12 protein-coding genes are annotated in these 13,185 nt (G+C 67.4%); 8 read left to right on the forward strand and 4 right to left on the reverse strand.

The genetic code is table 11. From position 1 onward, the window contains the following. Positions 1-58 precede the first annotated feature (58 nt). Entirely contained in the window at positions 59-1,816 is a 1,758-nt protein-coding gene (locus TY25_RS05580) for an ABC transporter substrate-binding protein (RefSeq protein WP_052382820.1), read from the reverse strand. Continuing rightward, the gene (locus tag TY25_RS05585) at positions 1,813-3,141 is read right to left on the reverse strand and encodes an aminotransferase class V-fold PLP-dependent enzyme (protein ID WP_042254614.1); all 1,329 of its coding nucleotides are present in this window, start codon (positions 3,139-3,141) and stop codon (positions 1,813-1,815) included. Before TY25_RS05585 ends, TY25_RS05580 begins: the two co-directional genes overlap by 4 nt. 350 nt (positions 3,142-3,491) lie before the next feature. Here TY25_RS05585 and add point away from each other — a divergent pair, with 350 nt between their 5' ends. Further along, entirely contained in the window at positions 3,492-4,568 is a 1,077-nt protein-coding gene (gene add / locus TY25_RS05590; protein ID WP_042254616.1) for an adenosine deaminase, read from the forward strand. An 18-nt stretch (positions 4,569-4,586) separates the two neighbouring features. After that, positions 4,587-5,885, forward strand: a complete 1,299-nt coding sequence (locus TY25_RS05595; RefSeq protein ID WP_042254618.1) for an ABC1 kinase family protein — start codon at positions 4,587-4,589, stop codon at positions 5,883-5,885. Here TY25_RS05595 and TY25_RS05600 read toward each other — a convergent pair. Continuing rightward, positions 5,872-6,522, reverse strand: a complete 651-nt coding sequence (locus tag TY25_RS05600; protein ID WP_042254620.1) for an NHL repeat-containing protein — start codon at positions 6,520-6,522, stop codon at positions 5,872-5,874. The two genes, TY25_RS05595 and TY25_RS05600, sit on opposite strands and share 14 nt — an antisense overlap. A gap of 66 nt (positions 6,523-6,588) precedes the next feature. Between TY25_RS05600 and TY25_RS05605 the strand changes: the two genes are divergently transcribed. The 6 genes from TY25_RS05605 to TY25_RS05630 all read left to right on the forward strand — a co-directional run bounded on the left by TY25_RS05605 (position 6,589) and on the right by TY25_RS05630 (position 12,670). After that, positions 6,589-7,287, forward strand: coding sequence for a crotonobetainyl-CoA--carnitine CoA-transferase (locus tag TY25_RS05605; protein WP_226887309.1), 699 nt, complete (start codon positions 6,589-6,591; stop codon positions 7,285-7,287). A gap of 32 nt (positions 7,288-7,319) precedes the next feature. Continuing rightward, positions 7,320-8,639 (forward strand): aminotransferase class V-fold PLP-dependent enzyme, encoded by a 1,320-nt coding sequence (locus tag TY25_RS05610; RefSeq protein WP_042254623.1) that lies wholly within the window; start codon positions 7,320-7,322, stop codon positions 8,637-8,639. A 13-nt stretch (positions 8,640-8,652) separates the two neighbouring features. Continuing rightward, positions 8,653-9,525, forward strand: a complete 873-nt coding sequence (locus tag TY25_RS05615; RefSeq protein WP_042254624.1) for a class I SAM-dependent methyltransferase — start codon at positions 8,653-8,655, stop codon at positions 9,523-9,525. Positions 9,526-9,530: 5 nt separating this feature from the next. Beyond that, the gene (locus TY25_RS05620; protein ID WP_042254625.1) at positions 9,531-10,658 is read left to right on the forward strand and encodes a trans-sulfuration enzyme family protein; all 1,128 of its coding nucleotides are present in this window, start codon (positions 9,531-9,533) and stop codon (positions 10,656-10,658) included. Then, positions 10,658-11,572 (forward strand): homocysteine S-methyltransferase family protein, encoded by a 915-nt coding sequence (locus TY25_RS05625; protein WP_042254628.1) that lies wholly within the window; start codon positions 10,658-10,660, stop codon positions 11,570-11,572. Before TY25_RS05620 ends, TY25_RS05625 begins: the two co-directional genes overlap by 1 nt. Positions 11,573-11,971: 399 nt before the next feature. Beyond that, entirely contained in the window at positions 11,972-12,670 is a 699-nt protein-coding gene (locus TY25_RS05630) for a winged helix-turn-helix transcriptional regulator (protein ID WP_042254630.1), read from the forward strand. A 32-nt stretch (positions 12,671-12,702) separates the two neighbouring features. On the opposite strand, the gene TY25_RS05635 is transcribed toward TY25_RS05630, so the two are convergent. After that, positions 12,703-13,182 carry an acyl-CoA thioesterase gene (locus TY25_RS05635; protein WP_042254631.1) on the reverse strand — a complete coding sequence of 160 codons (480 nt, stop codon included), beginning with the start codon at positions 13,180-13,182 and terminating at the stop codon, positions 12,703-12,705. Positions 13,183-13,185 lie beyond the last annotated feature (3 nt).

Genomic DNA, 13,185 nt, shown 5'->3' on the forward strand with positions numbered 1-13,185 from the left:
GCCGGCGGCAATCGTGGTGAGCAGTTGCGCGTCGTACTCGTCCACTTCCGCACTCCCTTCACATCCACTTTTCGATGGCGCCCATGAGGGTGAGGATCATCGCGGGCATCTCCTGGTCCGAGTGCCCGTTCATGCCGTCGAGGGCGGGGTCCAGCCGCGGCGTGGTCAGGTCGATCGCGAATCCGTGCGCGGGCAGCATGGCGGCGGCCCGCACGCGCCGACCGCACAATTCCCGGGATGCCGGGACCTGGAAGAGCAGCGGGACGATCGGCGCGTCGGCCAGTGCGACGAGTTCGGCCTTGCGCCACGCGGCCTCGGCCGTCACGCGGTCCTCCGCCGCGGCGAGTGCCCGTTCGATGAGGGCGTCCACTTCGGGATTGCGGTAGCGGCCCGAGTTGGCGGGGGAGCCGGAGTGCAACAGCGGCTGGAGGAAGACGCGACTGTTGTCGTGCATCCAGGTGGGTGACCACGAGGCGAGGGCGATATCCCAATCGCCGGCCGCCGCTCGGTCCGGGTCCGCCAGCAGATCCAGGTACTCCGGCACAGCGAATTCGACCGGTATGACGGTGATTCCGGCCTCGGCCAGATCGGCGGCGTAGCGCTGGGCGACCAGGCGGGCGTGCTCGGTGCCCGGATGGACCGCGGTGAGCGTCATCTCGCCCGGATGTCCCGCGGCGGCCAGCATCGCCGCGCACGTGGCCGGATCGCCGCGATGGTCCAGCGTCGCATAGGGATCGAGGTCCTGGTGACCGTCGTTGTTCGGCGGGACGATCGAGCCCGCGATCCGGATGATCGTGTCCCGGCCGAGGGTCGCGACGCCGGCCGCGATCGCGGCCTTGTCGATCGCCAGGGATATCGCCTGGCGCACCTGCACTTTCCGCAACGCGCCCGCGGCGTTGGGGCTGCGGGTGTTGAACACCAGGTAGGGGTCCAGCGCGAAACCGAGATCATGGCCGGCGGGCATCGCGGGATCCGCGATGCGCACACCCCACGCCAGATCCGCCTCGTCCGCACGAATTCGGTGCGCCACGTCGTCGGCGGTGACCTGTTCGGCGATGACCTCGACCGCTTCGACATGCCGGTGCCGGACCGGATCGGACTTCGCGCGCCACACCGGATTCCGGCTCAGGCGTAGTTCCCGGCCCGGGGTGAAATCGATCGGCCGATACGGGCCGGTGGAACGGATATTGCGGCTCAGCTCCACGCTGCCCGGCACGAACGAGTCGTATTCGACCGGCGCGGGGGAGGTGCCGGGCAGGGTCAGCATGTCGATGAAATCCAACGCGGGCCTGCGCAATTCGAATACGATCGTGGTGTCGTCGAGCACCAGCAGGCCCGGAATGTCGTGGGCGCTCTGGTATTCGGCCAGTTCGTGCGCGGTGGGCTCGGTATCGGCGAACGCGGCGGCGTAGTCGTCGCAGAACTGCGCCATGCCGCGGATGGTGTCGGTGAAGTAGGACAGCAACGCGCTGCGGCGCACCGGATTACCCATTCGCTTGAAGCCCCGCACCACGTCGTGCGTGGTGACCGGACGCTCGGGGTCGCTGTCCCAGCAGACATCCGGGCGCAGATGGACCACGTAGCTGGTGTGGCTCGCGCCCATGCCGGCGTTGTACATGGAAGGAATCTCGGTGGCCAGATCCGGCGTCGGCGCCACGGCCTGCCAATTCCGCAGATCGGCCTGCGTCCGATAGGTGAACAGCTGCCGGGCGAAGAGCCGGACCACCTGGTCGATCGGAAATCTCGGGCAGCACACCGGATCCAACTGGTCGAGCACGCCGGGACCGTACAGCCGCAGGGCCGCCGGCTCGGTCATGACATCTCCTCGGCGAGCCTGGCCATGATGTCGACGGCCTGATCGATCTCGTCGTAGTCGTTGAAGATGTGTGTCGTGATCCGCGACGCATAATGCTGGTGCGGCGAGCCGGCCACGTCGAACTCGGTCCACCTGGTGAAGAGTCGATGCTCCCGCTGCAGCCGCATGGTGAATTCGTGGATCTTTTTCACATTCCACGCGTCTTGCGGCCGGCGGAAGGGATGGAAGGCGATCAACGGCGATTGCAGCTGGGGGTCGGCGCCGGGCGAGTACATCGCCTCGCGCCCGAAACGCTGAGCGACGCGATCGCGCGCGTAGTCCGCCAGCCGCATGATCCGTCGTTCGATGCGGCTGCGGCCGATCTCGTCCCACATCTGGCACGCGGTGGCGAGTGCGGCCCCGCGGGCGATGCTGGCACTGCCCGCGCTCTGCAGATAGTCGGCCATGTTGTCGCTCTCGATCGAGGTCCTCGTCCGTGGCGGGGGGCTGCCCTTCATCGGATACCAGGTGGAGATGATCGGCCAGAAGATGGGCAGCGGCAGCGGATTGTGTTCGGGGTGAATCTTGTTGCGCACGTAGAGCAATCCGGTGCCCAGTGGGCCGCACTGGAACTTGGAGCCGGAGCAGGAGATGAAATCCGCGCCGATGGCCCGCATGTCGATATCGAGCATGCCGGGTAGCAGCGCGCCGTCGATCACCGTGATCAGTCCGTGCCGGTGCGCGAGTTCGCACAGGGCGCGCATCGGCAGCTTGGTGCCGGTGAACAGCGTGATCCCCGCGAAGGCAAGCACTTTCGTGCGCGGGGTGATCGCCGCCTCGAACAGTTCGACGATCTGTTCGGCGCGCACGTCGAAGCCGGTGGGCAGGGTGATCGTTTTCAGCGTGACGCCGAACCGGTTGCGCAGCAGGTTGAAATTCGACAGCACGGAGTAGCACTCGTGCGTGGTGGTGACGACCTCGTCGCCGGCGTGCAGATCCAGGCCGTGGATGACCCGCGCGACGCCTTCGGTCGCGTTGTGGGTGATCACCATCTCGTCCTGATCGACCCCGTAGGACTTGGCGATCACCGCTCGGTGGTCCTGGTACATACCCGGTGGATAGACATCGCCGAGTCCGCCGGCCCAGTGCCTGGTCACCCGGTCGACGGTGTCGAGCACGGCGTGCGGCATCGCGCCGACGGTGCCGGTGTTGAGATGGATGGCGCCCGGATCCAGCGCGAACAACCTGCGTATCTCGGGCCAGGTCGCGGTGCGCAGGCTGCGCGGCGGTTCGGCGGTGATCGTCGCCGCTCGATGCTGCAGGGTGGGATCCACGGCGCCGTTCATGGGGGACCTCTTCCACGATGGGCTCGGCCGGATGAGCCGTTCAACTCCGTCGCCTGTGCGCCCGGTCGGCCAGCCATCGCCGCCGTGCGTCCGCGACATTCCAACTAGCTATATGTTACATAAGTTTTCTGTAGATTCTGCGGCTCTGCCTCTTTCTGTTCTGTTGCCGGGCAGCCTTCTGGCGGCTGCCGCAGGGATCTTGCGGTGTTCGACGCGATTGGGCGATTCGTTCCGCCTCGACAGTTGGCTTCAAAAAGCTATGGTGTATCTGGCGGCCGGTTCCGGCGCCGAGTCGGCCTCGTGGCACACCGTGCGCCACGCGGATGCCGCTGCTATCCAGGGGGTTTCGGATGGTCACGCCGCACCGGACGGAGCCGAGCGGCGGCGCGGTGCACGGCGACGGGCAGTCCGCCGCGAGCTTCCTCGCGGCGCTGCCGAAGGTGGAATTGCATGTGCACCTGCTGGGTTCGGCCGCGGTGGACACGGTGGCCGAATTGGCCGCGGCCCGGCCGGACGTCGGGGTCCCGGCCGAGCCCGCCGAATTGCGCCGGTATTACCGATTCACCGATTTCGCGCATTTCATCGAGGTGTACACCGCGGTCAACCGGTTGGTCACCAGCGGCGCCGCGGTGGTGGCGCTGGTGACCGGTCTCGGCGACCAGCTCGCGCTGGACACTGTGCGCTACGCCGAAGTGACCGTGACGCCACTGTCGCATCTGCGCAGGGGCATCGCCGCCGCCGAACTCGCCGAGGCGCTGGCGACCGGACGCCGTCTCGTGGCCGAACGTCATGGCATCCACCTGAATTGGATCTTCGACGCGTCGGCGGATGACGGTGTCGCCGGCGCCTTCGCCACCCTGGACTGGATTCTGCGCCATCAGCCCGATGGCACGGTGGGCTTCGGGCTGGGCGGCCCGGAACTCGCCGCGCCGCGTCGGCTGTTCCGCACCGCGTTCGAAAAGGCAAGGGCCAGTGGGCTGCACGCCGTTCCGCACGCGGGGGAGATCTCCGACGCCGGTGAAATCTGGTCCGCTGCAAGGGATCTGGGCGCGGAGCGGATCGGGCACGGCATTCGGGCTGTGACCGACCCCGGCCTGCTCGATTATCTGGCGGAACGGAATATCACCCTCGAGGTGTGTCCGTCGTCGAATGTCCGCACCGGTGCGGTGCGGACATTCGACGAGCATCCACTGCCCGCGCTACTCGCCGCGGGTGTCCCGGTCACGCTCGGCACCGACGATCCAGGGATGTTCGGCACCTCGCTGAACCGCGAATACCAACTGTGCCACGACCGTCTGGGCCTGTCGGTCGCCGCGCTCGCCGACGTGGTGGTCGCCGGAATCGATGCGGCCTTCTGCCCGACCCACGTGGCCGCGGACATTCGTCGTGATCTCGCGCAGGCGCGGGCGCGGCTCGAACAACGGTAGAGAACAGGGAGATGAGATATGCGAGCAGGATTCGCGCTCACGCTGCGGGCAATGCGCGTCACCGGCACCGTTGTCGCGGTAGCCGTCCCGGCGATACCGGGTGGTCTGCTCCGCCGGTTGCGCTACGGCCCCGAGTCCGGCCGGCGGCACGTGTATCGGCGGCTCGTCGCGCTGTTGATGTTGCTCGGACCGACCTTCGTCAAAGCGGGACAGGTGCTCGGTACCCGCCGCGACCTGTTGCCGCCGGCGCTGTGTGACGAGCTGTCGCTGCTGCAGGATTCCGTTGCGCCACTGGACGCGGCGCACACCGCGGTCGCGTTGACCGAGGCCTATGGCGCGGAGGTGGACGACATTTTCGCCTCGCTCGATACCCGGCCGGTCGCCTCCGGCAGCGTGGCCTCGGTGTATCGGGCGCGGTTGCGCTCCGGCCAGGAGGTCGCGGTCAAACTGCGCAGACCCGGTATCGAGCAGACCATGTCCGCCGACCTCGCGCTGATCCGCGGCGGTGCGGCCTTCGTCGCGCGACTGCCGATTTTCCGCGGCGTTCCGGTGACGGAAGTCGTCGCGAATATGGCCGACGCCATCCTGGGCCAGCTGGACTTCGAGCGCGAGGCCGACAATCTGCGGCGGTTGCGCAAGAACCTCTCCGAGGTGCCACGGGTGTGGGTGCCGAAGGTCTACCCCGAGGCCTGCCGTCCCCGGTGCATCGTGATGGAGTTCATCCCGGGCCTGGCGGTGGATACGGCTGAACATTGTTCCCCGGCGGCCCGCCGGCGCTTCGCGGCCTCGGGCATGGCCGCGATGTATCAGATGCTCTTCGTCGACGGATTCGTGCACTGCGACATGCATCCCGGCAATCTCTACTTCACCCGTAGCGCTCAGGTGGTGGTGCTCGACGCGGGCTTCAGCGTCCAGCTCACCGATCGCCTGCGCCGCCTGTTCGCCGAGTTCTTCATGAACATGGCGATCGGACGCGGACGCCATGCGGCCGAGATCGTGATCCAGAGTGCGGCCCATATCGCCGCGGACGCCGACCTCGAGGGGTTCACGGTGCGGATGGCAGACCTGGTCGAACGCAGCCACGGCCAAGCGGCCAGTGAGTTCAGTCTGATCGCCTTCGCCATGGAGATGTTCGACCTGCAACGGCGCTTCGGCATCAACGCCGCGTCCGAGCTGATCTTCCCGCTGCTGTCGTTGCTGGTGATCGAGGGGACCATCCGGGAACTCGATCCGGACATGGATTTCCAGGAGGCGGCCAAGCCGCAGCTGATGCGTGGCCTGTTCGGTACCGAAGGCGGCCGTTCTACGCTCGATTGAGCACGGAGTCGAGGGCGACGGCGCGCAGCGCGCGTGCGGGGAAGTCGCAATACCAGAGATGGCTTCCGTCCCAGGTCATTCCGGTCGGATGGCCCGGGACGCGGAACGAACCGATCGCCGCGCCGGTGCGCGCGTCGAGCGCGCGCACCAGCGCGTCGCCGAAGTCGCCGTGCAGCACCATGCCGTCGACATATGTGAGGCCCGAAGGGGATTCGCCACCGGTGGGGTATTCGCGTTCGATCTCCATGGTCGCGTAGTTCCGCAGCTGCACCACGGTCGGTCCGCGCAAGCACAGCCACAGTCCCTCGGGGCCGAATTCGATTCCGGTCAGCCTGCCGCTGGACGGAAGTACCGCCTTCTCGCCGACGGACTCCCCGGAGTCCGGATCGATGAGCACGAGCCGTTTGGGGTGCCCGCCGACCTGGAGCAGCCGGGCGCCGTCGTAGGCGAGGTCCGCCCGGACCCGGGCGCAGGCCCACGATCGAGCGACCGTGCCGTCGGACGGGTCGAGGGCATAGATCGCTTTCGCGTCCTGGTCGGAATGCCACAGCATCGAGCCGTCCCAGGTGAGCCCGCACAGATAGCCGGTGGGCGCGCGCAGTGTCTTGGCGACGGGTACGGATTCGCAGTAGGTCATCTCGGTCTCTCCTGACCTGGCGTCGATCTCACTTCAAGAATATATTGTGAATCAGGGGTGATGTTGATGGCAGCGGAACTGGCCGATCTTGCGCAGGCGTACGTCGATCATCACCTGCCCGCCGGCGGGTGCGCGCTCGCCGCCTCGGCCGCGTGCACGCTCGACTGGGACGAGGACTACTGCCGCCGGGTGGCCGCGTACTTCGATCAGGCGCCGCGGCTGGCCTACGATCCGGCGCTCGCCCGGCGCTACGACCGATTCAAGCGGGAGAACCTGCAGCAGTACGCGGTGGTGTCCGACGCGGGCATCGCGGTGCGGCCCTGGCTGGCGCCCGGGCAGCCCTACCGGAGTTCGGCCGAGCTGCGGGCGTCCGTGCGTACGCGCGGTGAGCTGTACGTTTATCTGACGCGTGCCGGGCACGGGCCCGGTCCGGACGAGGAGTTCCACCCGCTCCTGGAACCTTCCGGCATCGTGGTCGAGGGCATCGAGCTCTGCCACAACGACGTGTTCCGGGTCGTGCACGACGTCTTCGGGCATGTGATGTCCGGGCACGGGTTCTCGGCGCGCGGTGAGTTCGGGGCGGCCTTTTGTCACATGGGGATGTACTCCCCGAGCGTCCATCCGGTGCTCTTCACCGAGCAGGTCGCCCAGATCTGCTGGTACTTCTTCGGTCCCTACGCGGGCGAGCGCCGGTACCCGCCGCAGAAGGTGTTCCAGTTCCCGTGCCGCTATCTGACCGAGTTCCGGAAACTGTTCCAGCTCTAGGCAAAGTAACTTCATTTAGATATGGTTATCTAATGACTGATCTGGTGAGTAATGGGAAGATCAGCTCTTCGACTCTGGGGGAGTCCGTCCGGCGCGACTTTCCCATCCTGGAGCGGCGTTTCGGCCCGAATCCGTTGGTGTACCTGGACAATGCGGCGACTACCCAGAAACCGCGCGCCGTGCTCGACGCGCTCGTGGACTATTACTCCGGTGTCAACAGCAATATCGGCAGGGGCTACTACCAGCTCAGCATGGCGGCCACCGATGCCTATGAAGCGGCACGCGAGACCATTCGGCAGGCGATCAACGCCGAGCACCCCGACGAAGTAGTTTTCACCCCTGGCACGACTGCGGCCGTCAACCTGCTGGCTGATACCTTCGGCCGGTCCACCGTCACCGCCGGCGACCAAATCGTCGTCACCGGAATGGAACACAACTCCAACATGCTGCCGTGGCGCAGGTTGTGCGAGACGACCGGCGCCGAGCTGGTGGTCGTTCCGGTCGGCGCCGGGGGACGGGTGGCCCTCGACCGGTTCGCCGCAGCGCTCGGGCCCCGGGTCAAGTTGGCCGCGGTCGCGCAGGTGTCCAATGTGCTCGGCACGGTCAACCCGGTCCGGGACATGATCGGCGCGGCGCATCGGCACGGCATTCCGGTGCTCGTCGACGGCGCCCAGGAGGTGCCGCACCGGCCGGTGGATGTGCGCGCCCTCGGCGCCGATTTCTATTGCTTCTCCGGGCACAAGATCTACGGTCCGATGGGTATCGGTGTGCTGTACGGCAAGCGCGAGCGGTTGTCGCGACTGGCGCCGTATCAGGTGGGCGGCGGCACCGTGAAGGGTGTGACTTTCGACGAGCCGGTCGCCTATGTTCCGGTGCCGGCCCGGCTCGAAGCGGGCACGCCGCACATCGCGGGCGCGATCGGACTGGCCGCGGCGTTCGCCTATGTCGAGCGCTTGGGCTGGGACGACGTCCGGCGCCACGACGACCTGCTGGTGCGCACCGCCGTCGATGCGCTGGAAAGCGTTGCGCGCGTGCGTATTCTGGGCGATCCTGCGGCTCAGCCGAGCGGGATCGTCTCGTTCGTCGTCGACGGCATCCACCCCTACGACGTCGGCGGCCATCTGGACGCGCACGGTGTGGCGGTGCGCAGCGGCGTGCACTGCGCCAACGTATTCCTCGACAGCTTCAGTGAAGTCGGCACGGTTCGCCTGTCGTTCGCGGTCTACAACACCGAAGCCGAAATAGATCTGGTCCGGCGCGCACTCACGACCGTGCGGCCCGGCTTCTGGACCGAAGAGCATCCCACCGAACGGTTCCTGGCGATCGATCCGTCCACCCCGCACCAGAACTGACGGGACAGGTGTCATGACCACTGCCGATTTCGATCCGGTGAGTTTCAAACGGACGCAACGAGCCAACTGGAACGCGATCAGCGACGGCTGGGTGTCCTGTGCGGCCGACTTCGAAAGGGGCGGCGCGCCGGTGACCGCGCGACTGCTCGAACTCGCCGGAGTGCGGCCGGGTCATCGGGTGCTCGACGTCGGCACCGGCACCGGAGAACCGGCGCTGTCGGCCGCTGTGGTCGTCGGCTCGGCCGGCGCGGTCGTCGGAATCGACCTCGCGCCGGAGATGATCAGCCGGGCGCGGGAGCGGGCGCGCGGTCGGGACAATGTCGAATTCGCCGTCGGTGACGTCGAATCGCTGGAATTTCCCGCCGCGTCGTTCGACGTCGTGCTCAGCCGATGGGGCCTGATGTTCGCGGTCGATCACGTCGAGACGTTCCGGTCCCTGGCGCGGGTGCTGGTGCCCGGCGGGCTGTTCGCCGCCGCAGTGTGGGCGGTGCCGGGGTCGGAAGTACCCATGATGTCCCTCGCCTTCCAAGTCCTCAGCAGACGACTCGAACTGCCGCCCGCGCCACCGGGAACGCCGGGGCCGTTCAGCATGGGCGACCCGGAGGCACTCGCCGCCGAAGTGACGAAGGCCGGTTTCACCGATGTCGAAGTGACCCCGTTCCGGGTTCCGTTCGTGCTCGAATCCCCGCAGCACTACATCGAATTCAGCAAGGTGGTCAGTCCGCCCGGCCTGAAGACCATGCTGCGGGAGAAGTTCGGCAGTGCCGACGATCCGGAAACCTGGACCGCGGTGGGCGAGGCCGTCGAGCCGTATCGCACCTCCGCGGGCGAGATCGCCCTGCCGAGCAAGGCCCTGTTGGTGCGGGCCGTCGCGCCGATCGGCTGATCGCCATGCGCTTCGACACCCGGCTCGTGCACAGCGGGCAGCGGCCCGCGCCCGGCACCGGTGACATCGTGGCGCCGATCCATGTCGCCACCACCTACGATCGCTTCGCACAGGAACCGTTGCGGCTCTTCTATTCTCGTGGTGAGAACCCGACCAGGGAGGCCTTGGAGGAATGCCTGGCCGCGCTGGAGGACGCGCGGTGCTGCGCGTCTTTCTCCTCGGGGCAGGCGGCCGCGACCACTGCGTTGTCCGTGCTGTCGCCCGGGCAGCGTCTGGTGTCGTCCGACGATGTGTACGGCGGCACCTACGCGTTGTTCTCGACCCTGGGGCGATTCGGCATCGAGGTCGACTATGCGGATCTGACCGATCCGGCCGAGGTGCGGCGTGCGCTGGCGGCCGACACCGCGATGGTGTGGGTGGAGACGCCGAGCAACCCCTTGCTGAAGATCACGGATGTCACCGAGGTCAGCCGGCTGGCGCGGGCGCGGGGTGCCCTGGTGGTGGTCGACAACACGTTCGCGAGCCCGGCCCTGCAGCGGCCTTTGGATCTGGGAGCTGATGTAAGCCTCTACAGCACAACAAAATTCATCGCGGGGCACGCCGATGTGCTCGGTGGTGCGCTGGTGTGCGGCGACGAAGCGCTGCATGCCCGATTCGTCGAGCACCGGACGGTGACCGGTGCCGTATCCGGCGGCCTGGACTGCTACCTGGTGCATCGCGGCGTGAAAACGCTGTCCCTGCGCGTGCATCGCCAGACCGCCACCGCGCGCTCGATCGCCGAGCAGCTGTGCGGACATCCCGCGGTCCGCGGGGTGTGCTATCCCGGCCTGCCGTCGCATCCCGGGTACCGGCTGGCCGCTCGGCAGATGTCGGGGCCGGGTTCGATCGTGAGTTTCCGCTACCGCGGCGATCCCGAGAAACTGATGGCGCGTACGCAGCTGTTCGCCTGCGCGGTGAGTCTCGGCGGGGTGCGCTCGCTGATCGAGTGCCCGGCATTGATGACGCACCGGCCGATACCGCGCGCGATCAGGCACGCCGCCGGCATCACCGACGACCTGGTTCGACTTTCGATCGGGATCGAGGATCCGGCCGATCTGGTCGAGGATCTGACGACTGCGCTGGAGGGTGACTGATGACGAATTCCTATGCTGGCCAAGGGGTCGTGCTGCTCGACGGAGGCGGTGCGACCGAGCTGCAACGCGCCGGCTTGTCGGTGCGCCCGCCGTGGTGGACGGCGCGGGCCATGCTCACGGACGCGAACCGGAGCGTGCTGCAATCGGTGCACGAGGCGTATCTCGCCGCCGGCGCCCAGGTGATCACCGCGAACACCTTCCGGGCGAACCTGCGCGCGCTGAGCCGGACCAAGCTCGACGACGCGGGCCGGGCCTGGATGGTGCACGCGGCCGTCGGGGTGGCCGGGGCCGCCCGCAAACATGCCCGCGTGCCCGAGGCGCGCATCGCGGGCTCGATCGGACCGGTCGAAGACTGTTATCGACCTGACCTGGTGCCCTCCGACGAGGAACTGCGCGCCGAGCACGGCTGGCTGGTGCGCGAGCTCTCGCGGGCCGGCGTGGACCTGTTCCTGATCGAGACGATGAACACCATCCGCGAAGCCCGGATCGCGCTGGCGCAGGTGCTCGCCGCGGGCGGGCGGGCGTGGGTGTCGTTCGTCTGCGCGGACGATGCGACGCTGCTGTCGGGGGAGCCGTTGACCGGCGCGGTACACGCGGTACAGCGCGACGGCGCCGAGGCCGTGCTCATCAACTGCACCTCACCGCACGGCACGGAGGTCGCCTTGCGGGTGCTGTGCCGTGGGCGGGCGGGGCTGATCGGGGCCTATCCGAATATCGAGGACCGGACCGGCCTGCCGCCCTACGAACATGTCGATCGCGCCGTGCCCGCGGCGTTGTCTCCCGACGAGTACGCGGAACTGGTCGCGCGGTGGTGCACCGACTACGGCCTGGACATCGTCGGTGGCTGCTGTGGCACCTCGCCCGCGCACCTCGCGGCGGCGAAAGGGCTGCTGAGCGCGGCTGTCGCGACGTGAGGTCCCGGTTCGACGGCGACCTCGGCCCGAGTGGTCCCAGCCCCTTCCGAGGCGTAGGCTTAGCATAGATAACTATATATTAAGATATTTTTATCGGGGAGATGTGCTGCGGGCTGTCGGGCGACCGTCCGACAGCCGGTCGCGGCTTGCGGCCCGGGGCCGGTACGGACGCGGGCCGGATCGGCCGCTCGCGCTCCGGCCCCCGCATCGAAGTGTTATTTCCGGATGGATCAGTTCTCGTGGCACAGCCTGCGGACCGGTCCGGCACCGCCGTTGCCGCACCGTTAGCTCGGAAGGTACTGGCGGTCGGCGGGTCGGCCACAGCTACCGAAGGGAAACACTTAACGTAGTATCTATGTCACTAGTAAGTTGTAGTGACCCGAGACCCGAGGTGCCCCCATGGGAACGAAGCGCTACGCGCAGATGTGCGCAGTAGCGGCCGCGCTCGACTTGGTCGGCGAGCGCTGGACCCTGCTGATAATCCGCGATCTCACGACAGGTCCGAAGCGATACAACCAGTTGCTCGAAGAGACCTTGGTCGGCATCGGGCCGAATCTGCTCGCCGCGCGGTTGCAAATGCTCACCGAACACGGGGTCATCCAGCGCGAGCCGGTATCCGGCGACGGCCGCGGTGTCCAGTATCGGCTGACGGCCAGTGGCGAAGCGCTCCGGCCGGTGATCATCGGGTTGGCGTCGTGGGGTCTCACCCACATCTCCTCCTACGAGCAGGACGGGCTCGTCCGCTCCGAGTGGGGACGCTTGGCCTTGGAAGCGATGATCTCGGTCGGCCCGCCGCCCGAGGTCGACGAGGCGTACGAGTTCCGGATCGGCGACGAGGTGTTCCACGTGCGGTGCGAAGACCACACGGCGCGCGTCGTCGACGGAATCCCGCCGGATGAACCGGCGCTCGTCGTCACCGCCGATCCGGAGACGTTCATCCGGATCGGCACCGAGCAGATCGGCATCCTCGACGCGATGCTGTCCGGCAACCTGACGGTCAGCGGCGATACCACCTCGTTGACGCGCTGCCTGCGCCTGCTCGACCTCGAGCTCACCTCGAAGGCGCAGCCGGCCGAGGCCCACGCCGACGTGTCCTGACCGCGCTCCGCGCGCGACTGATCGGCCATGACTCAGTCGGCACGGCGACCGGCCGGGACGCGCACGCCGCTTCTCGGATGGTCGGATTCGGCGTAGGGCTCGAGTGCGCGCCGCAGGCTTTCCGGCACCCGGGTCGGCTCGATCCGAGTTCCGTTGTCGCGCATGCACGCAACCCGTTGCCGGCCGCGGGCCACCAGGTGTTCGACCGCGCTCTGGTCGTCGATGTCGAGGTAGGCGAATTCGAATTCGATCTGCGTCTGGGTCAGGTCCACCAAGGTCATCCGGATGGTGAGGCGTTGGAACGCGGTCAGTTCGGCGAAGTATTCGCATTCGCACCTGATCGTGAAAAGTTTCAGGTCCCGGTTTATCTCGTCGAGCACGTCCGGGGCGTGCTCCATCAGGAACATTTCCCGGCAGCGGCCTTGCCAGCGAAAATAGTGCACGAAATAGACGTTGCCGACGAGGTTGGTCTCCTCGAAGCCGACGATATGGGAGATCTCGTAAGCGCGCACGTA

The sequence above is a fragment of the Nocardia brasiliensis NBRC 14402 genome (assembly GCF_000308475.2).
In the GTDB taxonomy this organism is placed as follows: Bacteria; Actinomycetota; Actinomycetes; order Mycobacteriales; family Mycobacteriaceae; genus Nocardia; species Nocardia brasiliensis.